The 16761-nt window shown below is 70.3% G+C and carries 10 protein-coding genes; 8 read left to right on the top strand and 2 right to left on the bottom strand.

The annotated features are described in order from the left end of the window. The first annotated feature begins 54 nt into the window (after positions 1-54). From ADK36_RS03890 to ADK36_RS03880, 3 genes are all read left to right on the top strand, one after another. Positions 55-1683, top strand: a complete 1629-nt coding sequence (locus ADK36_RS03890) for an acyl-CoA synthetase (RefSeq protein ID WP_053196382.1) — start codon at positions 55-57, stop codon at positions 1681-1683. 116 nt (positions 1684-1799) lie between these two features. Continuing rightward, positions 1800-3689, top strand: coding sequence for a sulfatase (locus ADK36_RS03885; RefSeq protein ID WP_425315489.1), 1890 nt, complete (start codon positions 1800-1802; stop codon positions 3687-3689). Between the two features lie 137 nt (positions 3690-3826). Further along, on the top strand, positions 3827-4252 hold the full coding sequence (locus ADK36_RS03880) for a hypothetical protein (RefSeq protein ID WP_048582021.1): 426 nt from the start codon (positions 3827-3829) through the stop codon (positions 4250-4252). Between the two features lie 142 nt (positions 4253-4394). Here the strand turns inward: ADK36_RS03880 and ADK36_RS03875 are convergent, their stop codons facing one another. After that, positions 4395-5237 (bottom strand): alpha/beta fold hydrolase, encoded by an 843-nt coding sequence (locus tag ADK36_RS03875; RefSeq protein WP_053196380.1) that lies wholly within the window; start codon positions 5235-5237, stop codon positions 4395-4397. A 222-nt stretch (positions 5238-5459) separates the two neighbouring features. Between ADK36_RS03875 and paaK the strand changes: the two genes are divergently transcribed. Further along, positions 5460-6755, top strand: coding sequence for a phenylacetate--CoA ligase PaaK (gene paaK / locus ADK36_RS03870; protein ID WP_053196378.1), 1296 nt, complete (start codon positions 5460-5462; stop codon positions 6753-6755). A gap of 23 nt (positions 6756-6778) precedes the next feature. On the opposite strand, the gene ADK36_RS03865 is transcribed toward paaK, so the two are convergent. Further along, positions 6779-8278, bottom strand: coding sequence for an acyl-CoA synthetase (locus ADK36_RS03865; protein WP_053196377.1), 1500 nt, complete (start codon positions 8276-8278; stop codon positions 6779-6781). A gap of 120 nt (positions 8279-8398) precedes the next feature. Between ADK36_RS03865 and ADK36_RS03860 the strand changes: the two genes are divergently transcribed. The 4 genes from ADK36_RS03860 (at position 8399) to ADK36_RS03845 (ending at position 16743) form a co-directional block, all read left to right on the top strand. Then, on the top strand, positions 8399-10846 hold the full coding sequence (locus ADK36_RS03860; RefSeq protein WP_053196375.1) for a penicillin acylase family protein: 2448 nt from the start codon (positions 8399-8401) through the stop codon (positions 10844-10846). Between the two features lie 239 nt (positions 10847-11085). Further along, positions 11086-12588 carry a cytochrome P450 gene (locus tag ADK36_RS03855; RefSeq protein WP_338060771.1) on the top strand — a complete coding sequence of 501 codons (1503 nt, stop codon included), beginning with the start codon at positions 11086-11088 and terminating at the stop codon, positions 12586-12588. Then, positions 12572-13579, top strand: coding sequence for a (-)-alpha-amorphene synthase (locus ADK36_RS03850; protein ID WP_053196372.1), 1008 nt, complete (start codon positions 12572-12574; stop codon positions 13577-13579). The genes ADK36_RS03855 and ADK36_RS03850 overlap by 17 nt, the downstream gene beginning before the upstream one ends. 254 nt (positions 13580-13833) lie before the next feature. Further along, entirely contained in the window at positions 13834-16743 is a 2910-nt protein-coding gene (locus tag ADK36_RS03845) for an ATP-binding protein (RefSeq protein WP_053196370.1), read from the top strand. The last annotated feature ends 18 nt before the right edge of the window (positions 16744-16761 follow it).

Genomic DNA, 16761 nt, shown 5'->3' with positions numbered 1-16761 from the left:
CTGATGACCGGCGAACCGTTGGTGAGCCAGGCCCTGTCGAGGTCAGGAGGAGCGGTGGAGTACAACCTTGCCGACCTGTTCGAGTCGGTCGTCGACGCGGTGCCCGACCGCGAGGCGCTCGTGTACATCGACCATCCGGGCACGGGCGTGGAGCGCCGTCTGACGTATGCGCAGCTGGACGCGGCGGCCAACCGGATCGCACACCATCTGATCGACAGCGGGATCCGCCCCGGCGAACACCTCGGGCTCCACCTCTACAACGGCATCGAGTACCTCCAGACGGTGCTGGGCTGCCTGAAGGCGCGGATCGTGCCGGTCAACGTCAACTACCGCTACGTCGAAGAGGAGTTGGTGTACCTCTACCGGGACGCCGATCTGGCGGCTCTGGTCTTCGAGGCGGAGTTCACGGACCGGGTGGCGGCGGCACTGCCGCAGGTGGAGGGGGTACGGCACCTGGTGCGCGTGGGCGCCGTGACCCCCGGTCCGGCTCACGCGCCGGTCGTGCCCGCCGTGGCCTTCGCGGACGCCGAGGCCGCCGGGTCGCCCGAGCGCGGGTTCCCGGCACGGTCGGGCGACGACCAGTTCATCATCTACACGGGCGGCACCACCGGAATGCCCAAGGGCGTGATGTGGCGCCAGGAGGACCTGTTCTTCGCGGGGCTGGGCGGGGGCGCGCCGACCGGCGAGCCGGTGAAGAAGCCGGAGGAGCTGGCGGAGCGGGTGGCCGCGGGCGGCGACGGCATCACCTTCTTCCCCACCGCACCGCTGATGCACGGGACGTCCACGCTGACCGCCTTCATCGGCTTCAACTTCGGCCAACGCGTCGTGATCCACCGGAAGTTCGCCCCGGAGGAGGTCCTGCGGACGATCGAGAAGGAGAGGGTCACCAGCGTGTCGCTGGTGGGCGACGCGATGCTGCGGCCGCTGGTCGACGCGCTCAACGGGCCGATGAAGGGCACCGACTGCTCGTCGATGTTCAGCGTGTCGTCATCCGGGGCGATCATGTCCGACACGGTGCGCCGCCAGTTCCAGGAGCTGGTCCCGAACGTGATGCTGCTGAACAACTTCGGCTCCTCGGAATCCGGATTCAACGGTACGGCGACCGAGGACTCCGGCCCCGAACGCGGCTTCCGCATCCGCGTCAACTCCCGTACACAGGTGGTCGATCCGGCAACGCACGAGGCGGTCGCCGTGGGCGAGGTGGGCAGGGTCGCGCAGTGCGGTCACGTGCCGCTCGGCTACTACAACGACCCGGGGAAAACCGCCGAGACCTTCTTCGAGAAGGACGGCCGGCGCTGGGTGCTGCTGGGCGACATGGCCACGGTCGACGAGGAGGGCGTCGTCACCGTCCTGGGCCGCGGCTCGCAGTGCATCAACACCGGGGGCGAGAAGGTGTACCCGGAGGAGGTCGAGCAGGCCCTCAAGTCCCATCCCGATGTCTACGACGCGCTGGTCGCCGGGGTTCCGGACGCCAGGTGGGGGCATCACGTGGCGGCCGTGGTGCAGTTGCGCGCGGGTGCGGTGCGGCCGTCACTGGCGGACATCCAGACGCACTGCCGCTCCCGCCTCGCGGGATACAAGATCCCCCGTCGGCTGGTGCTCACTGACACGATCCGGCGCTCGCCCAGCGGCAAGGCGGACTACCGGTGGGCACGCGAGGTGGCGGTGGCGGCGGACGGGTGAATTCCGGTCAGGTGCGATTGAACCTAAGGTGACGTGCGGACGTACTCGTGGTGGCAGGCTCGGTCATCGGGCGCTGTTTGCCATGCCATCGCAAGACCGCACGGGAGGACCTCCGGGTGTCGCAGGAGGCAGCAGAGCAGCTAGCACAGCAGACGACGGAAGAGACGGGTACGGCGGAAACGGCCACGGCGGCCGGAAAACCCGAAGAGGCCGAAGCGGTCGAAGCGGTCGAAGCTCTGGAAGCGGTCGAAGGGGCAGCCGCGGCCAGGGCAGACGTAGAGGCCGAGCCGACCGAAGCGGCCGACGAAACCGAGGCGGCCCACCCCGCGGAGCCGTCCGGCTCCTCCCCGTCCCCCGGCTGGTTCGGCTGGCGTCGCCGCTACCCCCGCACGGCACACGGCGTCACCGTCGGGACGACCGTCCTGGCCGGGGCGCTCCTGCTCTTCGCACTCCTCGTGCCGAACCAGCTCGAACGGCTCAATCCCGAGGCGTTCTTCCGCCTCCCGGCCGAGGGGATCCTGCTCGCGGGCCTCCTGCTGGCGCTGCCGCCGCGGTCACGGCGGCTGATGGCGGTGGTCTCGGGCGCCCTCCTCGGGCTGCTCACCGTCCTGAAGTTCGTCGACATGGGCTTCTACCAGGTGCTGGCCCGCCCCTTCGATCTGGTCCTGGACTGGATCCTGCTCGACGACGCGGCGGAGTTCGTCCGGGAGTCCTTCGGCCGGACCGGCCAGGTACTCGCGGTGGTCGGCGTGATCGCGCTGATCGTCGCCGTCCTCGTGCTCATGACGCTCGCGATGGTGCGGGTCACGAACCTCATGGTCAGAAACCGTGCCGTCGCCACGCGCACCACGCTGGTCCTGGGCACCGCGTGGATCACCTGCATGACGCTGAGCATCCAGATCACCGGCGTCCCGCTGGCCACCAAGGGCAATGCCGACTTGGTCAACAATCGTGTCGAACAGGTGCAGGCCGGCCTCAAGGACGGACGCGTCTTCCAGAAGCAGGCGGCCGTGGACGCCTTCGCGAAGACGCCGCCGGACCAGCTGCTCACGGGGTTGCGCGGCAAGGACGTCCTGTTCACGTTCATCGAGAGCTACGGCCGTGTCGCGATCGACGATCCGGCGATGGCACCGCAGATCGACGCGGCGCTCAAGGAGGGGACGAGCAACCTCAAGGCGGCCGGATTCCAGTCGCGCAGCGCGTGGCTGAGGTCGCCGGTGACGGGAGCCGGCAGCTGGCTCGCCCACTCCACCTTCCTGTCCGGACTGTGGATCAAGAACCAGCAGCGGTACCGGAGTCTGACCACCAGCGACCGTGCGACGCTCAACAGCTACTTCCGCAAGACCGGTGCCTGGCGCACGGTCGGCGTCGTGCCCGGCGTGCGGCGGGCGTGGCCGGAGGGCAAGTACTTCGCCCTCGACCACATCTACGACTCCGAGCACCTGGGCTACCAGGGCCCGTACTTCAGCTGGACGCCCGTGCCCGACCAGTTCAGCCTGGAGGCCTTCCAGCGTCTGGAGCACGGCAAGAAGGACCGTGAGCCGATCATGGCGGAGATCATCCTGGCCTCCAGCCACAACCCCTGGTCACCCATCGCCCGCATGGTCGACTGGGACGACCTCGGCGACGGATCGGTCTTCCACCAGATCAAGAAGGAGGGCACCGACCCCAAGGAGGTCTGGCAGGACCCCGAACGCGTGCGCACCGAGTACCGTCGCGCCATCGAGTACTCGCTCCACAGCCTCACGGAATGGGTCGAGCGCTACGGCACCGACGACACGGTCCTCGTCTTCCTCGGCGACCACCAGCCCGTACCGACCGTCACCGCCGGCAACACGAGCAAGGACGTCCCCGTCACGATCGTCGCCCGCGACCAGAAGGTCCTCGACAGGATCGCCGACTGGAACTGGACGGACGGCCTCAAGCCCGCCGAGAACGCTCCGACCTGGGGCATGGACAAGTTCCGTGACCGTTTCCTGACGGCGTACGGGCCGCGGAAGGACTGAGCAGCCGGGGTTGGGCCGTTCGGGCATCGCCGATGTGCGGGGCAGTCGGATGGCGTAACAAGGCGCGCCGGGCGCGGGTGGCGTCCCTACGGTCGCAATGACGGTCGCCGAGACCGCAGGACCGAAAGGGAGCGCCCGTGAAGAGACGTACCCACGCGATATGCACAGCCGCGATCACCGTCCTCGTCACCGCCGGCCCGGCGGCCCAGGCCGCCCACGCCGAGAACGGCCGGGACTGCCACGACTTCGCCTTCCAGGAAGATGCCCAGGCGGAGTTCAACCGCGACCCCGACGACCACCGTCGCCTGGACGAGGACCGAGGAAGGCACGACGGCACCGCCTGTGATGTCCTGCCACACCGCGACGCGGCCGTCTCATCGCCACGCCCCGTCGTTTCGCCGTTGCCCGTACGCTCGGCGCTCCCCACCCAGGGAGTCAGGGGCGGCCTCGGCGGCAGCACGGGGCCGGCGGACCTCGAGGTGGCTCTGGGGGCCGGCCTGGCCGTCGGCGCGGTGGCTCTGGCCGCCGGTTACGTCGTGTACCGGCGTCGGTTCGGCCGCTGAAGCACGCCTGGGCGGTGAGCGGGCACAGGATCACCGGGATCAGTACGGGGCCGTGGCAGCCCAGTGGCCGGTGGCGGCCCACTAGGCGGAGGCAGCCCATACGCGGTGGTGATCTTCGTGGCGGCCGTGACCACGGCCAGGGTCAGCGCGGGCCGCAGAGAAAGGCGACGAGACGCCGTACGAACCACTCCGCGTCGTCGAGCCACGGATAGTGCCCGGCACCGGGTTGCACGGCCAGTTCGGCGTTCGGGAAGGCGTCGGCCGTGCGGCGGGCGAGTTCAGGGCTGGGGCCTCCGTCGAGTTCGCCCGCCAGGACGAGCACCGGGGCGGCGAGTCGGGAGAGCTGGGAGCGGGTCGTGGGCGGGTCGTAGGCCCCGTCGGAGCCGTAGATGTCGAAGCCCTCGTCGTTGAACTCGGCGTCGCCGCGCGCGTCGTGTGCCTGGGCCACATGGTCCCAACGACCATAGAAGAAGGGCGCGCACAGGGGGTCGCAGTCGCCCGTCCCGGCCAGCCACGCCTGGAACGCCGGGAACGCCTCCGCGAACCACGGTTCGCCCTCCCTCGCCCGGGCGGCGGCCAGCCGTTCCTCGGCCGTGGCGGGCATCCCCAACGCCCAGGGCGTCGCGGTCACCAGCGCCAGGCGCGCCACCCGCTCCGGATAGCGGGCGGCGTACAACATGGCGAGGCTCCCGCCCGCCGAGTGCCCGAGCACATCCATGTGGGCCAGCCCCATGTGGGTGCGCAACACCTCTACGTCGTCCACCAGGTGGTCGCACCGATAGGTGGCGGGATCCGAGGGCACCGCGGAGTCCCCCGTTCCGCGCAGGTCGAGCAGCACCAGTTGCCGGTGCGCCGCCAGTCCGCCCAGGTCACCGAGGTAGGCAGAAGCGCGCATCGGCCCACCGGGCAGGACGACGAGCGGTTCGCCCTCACCTCGCAGGCGGTAGGCGAGCTGGGTCCCGTCGGCAGCGGTGAAAGTCGGCATGGCGCCGATCTTGAACCGCCGACCGCCCGCACCGCAACGGGGTTGTTGTCGCAGGGCGATGGGGCGCCGGCAAGTCCAAGCAGGCCATTGTGGCGCCCTGACGCGCAGAAAGTGCGGCCCGCCCCCTTGCCTGATCAATCACCGCCTGGATTACTGATCCCGAACACCCGGACCGAATGATCGGTCGTCCGGATTGGCGTGGTCGGCGAGGGAGAAGTCCCCATGGCGGATGCGACGGAGCTGCTGGACTCGGGGGAACGGCTCGCCCCGGAGGCACTGCGGGCGTTGCAGTTGGAGCGGTTGCGGACATCGCTGCGGCACGCGTACGACAACGTGCCGTTCTACCGGGACTCCTTCGACAAGGCCGGCATACGGCCCGACGACTGCCGCTCGCTCGCCGATCTGGCCCGCTTCCCGTTCACGACCAAGGCCGACCTGCGTGAGAACTACCCGTACGGGATGTTCGCCGTGCCCCAGGACCGTATCCGCCGTATCCACGCCTCCAGCGGCACCACCGGGCGTCCCACGGTCGTCGGCTACACCGACGCCGACCTCTCCCTGTGGTCCGACATGGTGGCCCGGTCCATCCGGGCGGCGGGCGGGCGGCCCGGGGACAAGGTGCATGTGGCGTACGGCTATGGGCTGTTCACCGGTGGGCTCGGCGCACACTACGGTGCCGAACGGCTCGGCTGTACGGTCATCCCCGCGTCCGGCGGTATGACGGCCCGCCAGGTCCAGCTGATCCAGGACCTCAGGCCCGAGATCATCATGGTGACGCCGTCGTACATGCTCACTCTTCTAGACGAGTTCGAACGGCTGGGCGTCGACCCGCGCGGTACCTCCCTGCGTGTGGGCATCTTCGGTGCCGAGCCCTGGACCGAGCAGATGCGCCACGAGATCGAGGAGCGGTTCGCGATCGACGCGGTCGACGTATACGGGCTGTCCGAGGTGATCGGGCCCGGGGTCGCCCAGGAGTGCGTGGAGACCAAGGACGGGCTGCATGTGTGGGAAGACCACTTCTTCCCGGAGATCGTCGACCCGATCACCGGCGAGGTGCTGCCCGACGGCGAGGAGGGCGAGCTGGTCTTCACCTCGCTCACCAAGGAGGCCATGCCCGTCATCCGCTACCGCACCCGGGACCTGACACGGCTGCAGCCGGGGACCGCCCGGGCGTTCCGGCGGATGGAGAAGATCACCGGCCGCAGTGACGACATGGTCATCCTGCGCGGGGTCAATCTCTTCCCCACCCAGATCGAGGAGATCGTGCTCCGGACCCCGGGCGTGGCACCCCACTTCCAGCTGCGTCCCACCCGGGAGGGCCGTCTCGACGCCCTCACGGTGCGCGCGGAGGCCCGCCCCGGCGCGTCACCCGAGGTCCGGGACGCAGCCGCCCAGGCCATCGCCGCGGCCGTGAAGGACGGCATCGGGGTGTCGGTCGCCGTGGAGATCGTCGAACCGGAGTCACTGGAACGGTCCGTGGGCAAGATCCGGCGGATCCAGGATCTGCGGCCCCGCTGACCATCCGCGCGGACCGGCTTCGACTAATGGTCGGCGAACCGATCCCGCAGCTCCCGCTTGAGGATCTTCCCGCTGGCGTTGCGCGGCAGCTCGTCCACGAACGTCACCCGCTTGGGCGCCTTGAAGTGGGCGAGCTTCACGCGCGCGTGCTCGATCAGTTCGGCCTCGCTCACCTCGCCGCGCGGGACGACGACCGCCGTGACGGCCTCGATCCAGCGCTCGTCGGGCAGGCCGATCACGGCGACCTCAGCGACGCCCTCGTGCGTGTACAGCGCGTCCTCGACCTCACGTGAGGCGATCAGTACGCCCCCGGAGTTGATGACGTCCTTCACCCGGTCGACGATCGTGAAGTAGCCGTGCGCGTCCCGCACCGCCAGGTCGCCGGAGCGGAACCAGCCGTCGCGGAAGGCCTCGGCGGTCTCCTCGGGCTTGTCCCAGTAGCCCTCGCACAGCTGAGGGGAGCGGTAGACGATCTCGCCGGAGGTGCCGTCGGGGACGTCCTCGCCGTCCTCGTCGACCACCCGGGCGTCGACGAAGAGGACGGTACGGCCGCAGGAGTCCATCCGGCCCTTGTGCTCCTCCGGGGCCAGCACCATGGCCAACGGGCCGATCTCGCTCTGCCCGAAGCAGTTGTAGAAGGCCAGCTCGGGCCATCTCTCACGCAGCCGCTCCAGGACCGGCACCGGCATGATCGAGGCGCCGTAGTACGCCTTGCGCAGCCCGTCGAGCTCCCGGGTCGCGAAGTCGGGGCGGCCCGCGAGGCCGATCCAGACCGTGGGCGGGGCGAACAGGCTGTCCGCGCGACCGGCTTCGATCAGGTCGAAGAGCTGGTCACCGTCGGGCGACTCCAGGATGATGTTGGTGGCGCCGACCGCCAGATACGGCATGAGGAACACATGCATCTGCGCCGAGTGGTACAGCGGCAGTGAGTGGACAGGGCGGTCCCCGGCGCTCAGATCGAGGGCGGTGATCGCGCTCAGGTACTCGTGGACCAGGGCGCGGTGGGTCATCATCGCGCCCTTCGGCAGGGCCGTCGTGCCCGAGGTGTAGAGAAGCTGGACCAGGTCCTCGCCGCGCGCCTCCGGGCCGTCGTACGCGGGCGCCGTGGCCTGCCGCGCCAGCAGTGAGTCGTCGGCGTCGCGCAGCGGCATCGTACGGACGCCGTCGGGGAGCCGGCCGGCCAGGGCGGGGTCGGTGAGAACCAGCGAGCTGCCGGACTGGCCGACGATGTAGGCGAGGTCGTCGCCGGTGAGGTTCTGGTTGACGGGGACGTGGACGAGGCCCGCGCGGGCGCACGCCAGGAAGGCGATGAGGTAGGCGCCCGAGTTGTGGCCGTAGGCGGCCACCCGGTCGCCGGGGGCGAGGTCCTGGGCGAGCAGGACGCTCGCCGCACGGGAGACGGCCTCGTCGAGTTCCTCATACGTCCACGCGCGTTCGCGGTCCTCGACCGCGGTGCGTACCGGGGTGCGTCGGGCGCTGCGGCGCAGCACTCCGTCAACCGTGCTGCCGTGTCCTGGCGTCATGACACATGATCCTCGGTGTCTCGAAGAGACGGGTCAAGGCTGACACCGGACACCCGGCCGGGGATCCATACCCGTTGGTATGTTCAACGGCTCCTTCCCTCAATGACGTTGGGAGGCACGATGCGCACCCGCCCCAGACGGCTCGTCGTCGCGGCCGTCGCCCTGCTCGCCACCACGGCCGGGCTACTGCCCGCGGCCGCGGCCGAGCGGCAGGCCCCGCAGGACCGGCCAGACCGGCAAGACCGGCAGGAACAGCTCTCGGACGGTGGTCTGTCCGCCGTCGTCCGCTATACCGAGTACGGCATCGCGCACATCGTCGCCAAGGACTACAAGTCCCTCGGCTTCGGCACCGGTTGGGCACAGGCCGCCGACCAGGTGTGCACACTCGCCGACGGGTTCGTGACCGTGCGGGGCGAGCGTTCGCGGTTCTTCGGACCGGACGCGGCGAGCGACTTCTCGCTGTCCTCGGCGACCAGGAACCTCTCCAGCGACCTGTACTTCCGCGGCGTACGGCAGACCCGCACGGTGGAGAAGCTCCTCGCGGAACCGGCACCGCGCGGCCCGAGCCGCCAGGTCGAGGACCTCATGCGGGGCTTCGCGACCGGGTACAACGCCTGGCTGAAGCAGAAACGAATCACCGACCCCGCCTGCAAGGGCGCCGCCTGGGTGCGGCCGGTCACCCCGGTGGATGTGGCAGCCCGCTTCTACGCCATCGCCGTACTCGGCGGCCAGGGCGGCGCCGTGGACGACATCACCGGCGCACAGCCGCCCACCGGATCCACCGCCGGCCACGAGGGCAGCAGGGCCGTCCCCGACGCGGACGCCCTGATCCGGGCGGTGCGCGAGCGGACCGACGAGGCGGCCATGGGGTCGAACGCGGTCGCCTTCCGCGGTGACACCACAGCCAGCGGCCGTGGTCTGCTGCTGGGCAACCCGCACTACCCGTGGCACGGCGGACGCCGGTTCTGGCAGGCGCACCAGACGATTCCCGGCGAGCTGAACGTCGCCGGCGCGTCGCTCCTCGGTTCGCCGACGATCTCCATCGGCTACAACTCACATGTGGCGTGGAGCCACACCGTCTCGACCGGCGTCCCGTTCAGTCTGCACCGTCTGACGCTGGATCCCGCCGACCCCACCGTCTACCTCGTGGACGGCGAACGCGAGCGGATGAGGAAGCGGACCGTGACCGTCGCGGTCAAGGACGGCGCACCGGTGACCCGCACCCAGTGGTGGACCCGGTACGGCCCGGTCGTGGCCTCCACCGACGGCGAACTCCCGCTGCCCTGGACGGCGACCACGGCATACGCGCTCAACGACCCCAACGCGGCCAACCTCCGCTTCGGCGACACCTCGCTCGGGTTCGGCAAGGCGCGCGGCACGGCCGACGTCCTCGCGTCCCTCGCCCGGCACCAGGGGCTCCCGTGGGTGAACACCATCGCCGCGGACGCCTCGGGACACTCCCTCTACACCCAGTCGCAGGTACTGCCCCGGATCACCGACGACGTGGCGGCGCGCTGCTCCACGGACCTCGGCAGGGCCACCTACCCGGCGGCTGGCCTCGCGGTCCTCGACGGCGCCCGCGGCGACTGTGCCCTGGGCCGTGACGCCGACGCCGTCCAGCCCGGGATCTTCGGTCCGGCGCGCATGCCGACGCTGAAGGACGCGCCGTACGCGGAGAACTCCAACGACAGCGCCTGGCTGGCCAACGCCGACCGTCCGCTCACCGGGTACGAGCGGATCTTCGGCAACATCGGCACGCAGCGCTCGCTGCGCACCCGCGGCGCGATCGAGGACGTGGCGGCGATGGCGGAGCGGGGCGGTCTGACCGTCCGGGATCTGCAGCGCCAGCAGTTCACGAACCGGGTACCCGCCGCCGCCCTGGCCGCGGCCGACGCGGCGAAGGCATGTGCCGTACTGCCGGGCGGAACGGCAACGGGCAGCGACGGCAAGGCAGTTGAGGTGACCGAAGCCTGCTCGGTGCTCGCGTCCTGGGACCGCACCATGGACACCGGCAGCCGGGGTGCCCTGCTCTTCGACCGGTTCTGGCGGAAGCTGACGGCGAAGGTGCCGGCCACCCAGCGGTGGAAGGTTCCCTTCTCCCCGGCCGACCCGGTGCGCACCCCGAACACGCTGAACACCAGCGCCCCCGGCTTCGCCACGGCCCTCGCGGACGCGGTCGCCGAACTCCGTGCGGCGGGCATCGCGCTCGACGCCCGCCTCGGTGAGCACCAGTTCGTCGTACGGAACGGTCAGCGCATCCCCGCTCCCGGCGGCACGGAGGGGCTCGGTGTGTGGAACAAGGTCGAACCGGTGTGGAACGCGGCGCAGGGCGGCTACACCGAGGTGTCGACCGGCTCAAGCCATATCCAGGCGGTCGGCTGGGACGACGGACGCTGCCCGGTGGCCCGTACTCTCCTGACGTACTCCCAGTCCTCGAACCCGAACTCGCCCCACTTCCGCGACCAGACCTGGTTGTTCTCGGGTGAGAAGTGGGTGACCGGGCGGTTCTGCGAGAAGGACATCTTGTCGTCGCCTGTCCTGAAGGTCGTGCGCGTGCGCGAACGCTAAGCGAATGTGGTCCCGTCCCACATGGGGCGGGACCACATGGGGCCGGACCACATGGGGCCGGACCACATGGGGCGGAACTCCTCCCGCGTCTCGCAAGGGCCATGCAGCCGAATGCTTCATTCCTGCTTCTCCGTGCCCCCGTGCGCCCCCGTGCAGAAAGGATTCACGAAACCGCGGGCTGGTTGAACTGGGCAGTACATGACTCGAACACCAAATCAGTGGAGCATCCACCGACTTTCATGTGCCGCTTGAGGCAGGGGTTTTCGATGAGTCATGTTGCGCCTGAACCAGAACACGGATGGAGGGTGGGGACTGCGCCGGGCATATTCCCCACTGTCAGCCACGGTATCGCTTTGTTTCGGCGTCCGCTGGATTTCCTGAATTCCTTACCCGGTCACGGGGATCTGGTCGAGATACGGCTGGGGCCCCAGCGCGCGTGGATGGTGTGTCACCCGGAGCTGGTCCACCGGATGCTGAAGGACACGCGTACGTTCGACAAGGGGGGCCCGCAATACGACAGGCTCCGCATACTCATGGGCGACGGCGTGGTGACGTGCCGTCATGCCGAACATCGTCAACAGCGCAGGCTGCTGCAACCCGACTTCCGCCCGTCGCGCGTGGACGACCACATGTCGTTGATGGGCGCGGAGGCGGAATCGGTCTGCCGCGACTGGCGGGCCGGGCAGACGGTCGACGTCAGTGCGGCCATGATGGACTTCACCACGGCTGTGGTCAGCCGCGTGCTCTTCTCCGACTCGCTGGACGCCGCGACGACCGCCCAGGTGCGGCACAGTCTCGCGGCGATCGTCCGCGGCCTGTTCGTCCGTACGATCGTGCCGGTCGGCGCCCTGTTCCGGGTGCCCACACCCGCGAACCGTCGTTACCGGCGCGCAGTCCACAGCGTGCACGCCATCGTCGACGCGGCCATCGCCGAGCGCCGGCAGGGCGCACCCCGCGACGACCTGCTGGGGACCCTGCTGGAAGCCACGCGTGCGGACGGCGCCCAGGAGCCGATCACCGAACAGGCGGTTCACGACCACCTCGTCTCGCTTCTGCTCACCGGATCCGAGAGCCCTTCCATGTGCCTCGCCTCCGTCTTCAGCCTCCTGGCGGAACATCCTGAGGTGGAGCGCCGCCTGCACGAAGAAGTGGACGACGTCCTGGCCGGGCGGCAGCGACCGGGCCCCGGCGATCTGCCGCGCCTCGTCTACACGCGCGCCGTCGTCACGGAGACCCTGCGCCACTCACCCCCCGGCTGGCTCTTCACCCGCACCACCACCAGGGAAACGGAGTTCGCCGGACACCGTCTCCCCCGGGGAGCCACCGTTCTGTACAGCCCCTACCTGCTCCATCACGATCCGGGGTCGTTCCCCGACGCCGATCGGTTCCTTCCAGAGCGCTGGCTGCCGGGTCGGACGGCCGACGAGCACCACGGTGCGCTGATCCCGTTCGCCGCGGGCAGCCGCAAGTGCATCGGCGACGTGTTCTCCATGGCGGAGATGACCGTGGCCCTCGCGACCATCGCCCACCGCTGGCGCCTGCGCCACCTGCCCGGGCCCGTCGAACGGCCGCGCCCCGGCGCGACGCTGGGGCCGAGGTCGCTGGGCATGGTCTGCGAACCGCGTACGCGCGTGCCGGTCGGCACGCCCCCTCGCGCGAGCTCACTCGCGCCCCGAACGGCTGCCACACCCCGCACACACGAATCCCGAAGGGCAGGTGACAGCGGTGTCGACGACGCATGAGGAAGTCGCACTCGCCGCACGGAGCGGAATTCCGGCGTCCAATCTCAGGGACCTGATCGACGCCCACCTCTACATGCCCTTCCCGTTCCTGAGCAATCGCCACGCGTCCCGAGCGGCGGCCGGTGTGGACGCGTGGTTGAGCGCGTGCGGGCTGACCGACGATGTCGGCGTGGCAACGATGATCGCCTTCACCAGGCCGGCGGAACTCGCGGCCTACAACAGTCCGACGGTGGAGTTGGACGTCCTCCAGATCGTGGCCAACCAAATCGCCTACCAATTCGTCTTCGACGACCGGGCCGAAGAGATCGGCCGGCGCTCGCCGGACCAGCTGCTGCCCATGCTGTGCGAGAGCATCGGAATTCTGCGCGACGGCGCCCCGTACCGCACTCCCCTGGGCGCGGCGCTCGCCGATCTCCACCGTCAGGTCCGAGAGCGGTGCACACCCGCACAGGCCGCGCGATGGGCGTGGAAGAGCCGCGAATACGTACACGGCCTGCTCTACGAGGCGGTGGCCCAGGCCCGTCCCGTCCCGCTGCGCAAGGGACTGTGCACCTCGATCCGTTCGCTCACCGCGGGGGTGGAGCCCTTCCATCCGTTGGCCGAGGCCGCGCAACCGCACGAACTGGCCCCCGAAGAACTCCATCACCCGGTCGTTCAGCGTCTGAGCCGTCTGTCGGCCGACGCGGCGGTGTGGATACCCGACCTCTACTCCGCGGTGAAGGAGCAGCGGACGGGCGGAATGATCAATCTGGCCCTGGCCCACCAGCGGGCCCGGGGCTGCTCACTGCAGGGGGCCGTCCTACTGGCCATCGGGCAGATCAACAGCACGATCCGCGAGTTCGAGCAGCTCTACGAGGAGATCAAGCCGGAGCTGAGCCCCGCCGGGATCGGCTATGTGGAGGGCATGGCCGGCTGGATCCGCGGGTGTTACTACTGGTCCCGCACCGTGCCGCGCTATGTGGACGCGACGCTGACGCCCGCCCTCGCATGAGTCGTCCCGCGCCCGCCGCACCGCGGCGGGCGCACGGCTCCCGAGTTCGGCCGTGCCCGTTGTCCCCCATGGCCACACCGACGACATCGCGCCATTCGAGTTTGATTACCCGAATGGCAGACCATCGAACCATTCCGGCGCGGGATTCATCCTTCCCTGTCATCCTTGGCCCCTAGTAGTGGCATCCGGCCCTCACCAGGGGCGTACGCTCTGCGCTGTCCTCCGAGGATCAACGACAGGAAGCGGTAGGGCACATGGCGTATGGGTCATGGCAACCGAACACCGAGTCCCGCCCGTTGCTGGAGCGCACACGAGAACTCCAAGCGCTCGACTGCATGCTGTCGGGACTGCGCGATGTCGCCGACGGGACGCAACGGCCACGGCCCAGCGGACTGCTCGCCTTCACCGGTCCGGCCGGGCTCGGCAAGACGGCCCTGCTGACGGAGGCGCGGATCCGCGCCGCGAGACACGGCTTCACGGTGCTGTCGGCCCGAGGTGGCGAGGGGGAACAGGAGCTGGCGTTCCGTCTGGTGCGCCAACTCGTGCAGCCCGCCCTGGCCACGATGGACGAGGCCGAACGCCGTACCTTCCTGGGAAGTTGGTACGACATCGTGGCCGTCGCGCTCGGCCTGGAGGCGACGGACACCGCCCATGCGCCGGATCCGACCGGGGTGCGTGACGGCCTCGACTGGGTCATGACGCGCCTGGTCGCCGTGAAGGCTCCGCTCGTGCTGCTCCTGGACGACATGCACTGGGCCGATCTGGAGTCACTCGGCTGGCTCGCCTCGTTCGCACCGCGGGCGGCCGATCTTCCGCTCCTGATCGTCGTGGCCTACCGGCCCGACGAACTGCCGCCCGAGGCGGCCCCCTTTCGCACGGTCGTCGAACGGCATGGCAGCCGTCCCTACCCCCTGGCACGCCTCAGCGCGGTCGGCGTGGCGCAGATCGTCAGGAACGAGGTGGGAGAAGGGGCCGAGGACGAGTTCTGCGACGAGTGCTGGTCGGTCACCGGCGGGAGTCCGTTCGAGACGGTCGAGCTCGCCATCAGGCTCGGCGAACGGGACCTGAAGGGCGGCCGGGACGAGCTGGCCGCGATGCGTGATCTGGCCGCGGCGGTCAAGGGCCCGGGACTGCTCGAGAGCCTGCGCGGGCTCGGCACGGCCACCGTCCGTTTCGCCCATGCGGCGGCCGTACTGGGGTCCCCGGTGTCACGGGAGCTCGCGGCCGCTCTGGCGGTGGTGGGCAGTGAGGAGGCCGTCGAGGCGACGGAGAAGTTGCGCACCGCCCGGATCCTGGCCGACGCCCACGAGAGCGGAGGTGGCCTGGAGTTCGTCCATCCGACGACCGCCACGACGATCTACCGGTCCATCCCGTCGGCCCTGCGTGTCGGTCTGCACGACCGGGCCGCGGAGGCCGTCCGCGCGGCGGGGTTCGGTCCCGCGGCCACCGCCCGGCATCTGCTGGAGGTTCCCTGCGACGGCAGGCCCGAAGTGGTCGCATGCCTGCGCGAGGCCGCCCGTGAGTACCTCCGTGCCGGAGCCCCGGAGGCCGCCCGGCGCGTCCTGGCCCGAGCGCTTCAGGAGCCCCCGCTGCCGGAGCACCGGGCCGCGCTCCTCCACGAGCTCGCGTGCGCGACGTTTCTGATCGAACCCACGGCCACGGTCAGCCATCTTCAGGAGGCGCTGGCGGAGCCCGGAGTCGATCCCGAGCTGCGGGCCTCCATCGTCTACCGGCTGACCCAGGCGCTGGCCCACACCGACCGGTTGGCCGAGGCCGCGACCGTCTCCGCCGACGAGGCGCGGCTCGCCACCCATCCCCGCCTCCGGCTGCGTATGCAGGCGGATCATTTCGTCTGGAGCGCCTTCCGCGCCGACGAGCCCGACTCGCACGCGCGCTCCCGCAGGCTGGCGCGGCTGGCCGAGCGGGTGACCGGCCGCGGTCTGGAGGAGCGGTACATCCTGGGTTCGCGTTCCTGGGACGCCATGGCGCGCGGCGAGTCCCGGCAGACCGCCCTCGCGTACGCCGAACAGGCCCTGCGGGGCGGACTGAGCTGGACCGAGCAGAACCGGGGGTTCGAGGTACCGGTCGCGGTCGCCATGGTGTTCATGTACGGCGATCAGCCGCGGCGGGCCGAGGAACTGTTCGCCGACGGCATCGCCGAGTGCGAGCGCGAGGGCTGGCGCGGCTCCCACCTGGCTCTGGGGCAGACCCTCTACGGCTATATCCGCTACCGTCGCGGCTGTCTGGCCGACGCGGAGGATCTGGTGCGCGAGGGCCTGCGCGTCGCCGACCGGGTCGAGGGCGCCGTCCCCGCCCAGTGGTTCGCCATCGGCATCCTCATGCAGATCCTGCTCGCCCGCGGCCGCACCGCCGAAGCGCGCCGCCTGGCCGACTCCTACCGCTACGGCGAGATCGTCCCGAACGCCGTCATCTACCCCGATCCCCGCACGGTGTACGCCGAGCTGCTGCTGGCCGAGGGCCGGCACGCGGAGGCCGTGCCCCTGTTGTCCGCGGTCGGAGAGTGGCTGGACGCACGGGGCTGGCACAACCCCTCCTGGTGCCCCTGGCAGCTGCATCTGGCATCCGCCCTCGCCGCCACCGATCCCGACCGGGCGCGCTCCCTCGCCCAGCACGCCGTCAAGCGCGCCCGGGACTTCGGCGCCTCCTCCACCCTCGGCCAGGCCCTCCACACCCTCGCCGAGGTGACCGGCGGGCTCGCGGCCCTCGACCTGTACGCGCAGGCCGTGGACCACCTCGAACAGTCACCCGCTTCCTACGAACTCGCCCGTGCCCAGATCGGCCACGGCGCGGCCCTGTCCCGGAACGGGCGGCTGCAGGAAGCCGCTGACCGGCTCTACCGAGGGCTGGAAGGCGCCGTGCACTGCGGGGCCGAGGCACTGGCGGCCCGTGCCAGGGAGGAACTGTCGGCTGCCGGAATGCGCCCGCTTCCGTTGCGATACGCGCAGGCGGACACGTTGACCGCGCAGGAGCGCCGTACCGCGGAACTGGCCGTCCACGGACAGCCGGCCGCGGTGATCGCCAAGGAACTGCAGCTGACCGAGCAGGGTGTGCGGCAGTTGCTGTCCTGCGTCTACCGCAAGGTCGGCACCGACGCCGCAGGCCTCGCCAGGTCCCTGGAGTCCTTTCCGCGTCAGCGGTCGTGAACCGCCCCTCCCGGCGCC

The organism is Streptomyces viridochromogenes (assembly GCF_001270495.1).
GTDB classification, from domain to species: Bacteria; Actinomycetota; Actinomycetes; order Streptomycetales; family Streptomycetaceae; genus Streptomyces; species Streptomyces viridochromogenes_A.
Note: the sequence above shows the minus strand (reverse complement) of the source record. Positions and strands in the feature narration are given on the sequence as shown.

What these genes read in the sequence shown, in the direction of transcription:
- ADK36_RS03875 (WP_053196380.1), bottom strand. Translation starts at nt 5,237, where the DNA reads ATGCCGACTTTCACCGCTGCCGACGGGACCCAGCTCGCCTACCGCCTG.
- ADK36_RS03845 (WP_053196370.1), top strand. Translation starts at nt 13,834, where the DNA reads ATGGCGTATGGGTCATGGCAACCGAACACCGAGTCCCGCCCGTTGCTG.
- paaK (WP_053196378.1), top strand. Translation starts at nt 5,460, where the DNA reads ATGGCGGATGCGACGGAGCTGCTGGACTCGGGGGAACGGCTCGCCCCG.
- ADK36_RS03860 (WP_053196375.1), top strand. Translation starts at nt 8,399, where the DNA reads ATGCGCACCCGCCCCAGACGGCTCGTCGTCGCGGCCGTCGCCCTGCTC.
- ADK36_RS03855 (WP_338060771.1), top strand. Translation starts at nt 11,086, where the DNA reads ATGTGCCGCTTGAGGCAGGGGTTTTCGATGAGTCATGTTGCGCCTGAA.
- ADK36_RS03865 (WP_053196377.1), bottom strand. Translation starts at nt 8,278, where the DNA reads ATGACGCCAGGACACGGCAGCACGGTTGACGGAGTGCTGCGCCGCAGC.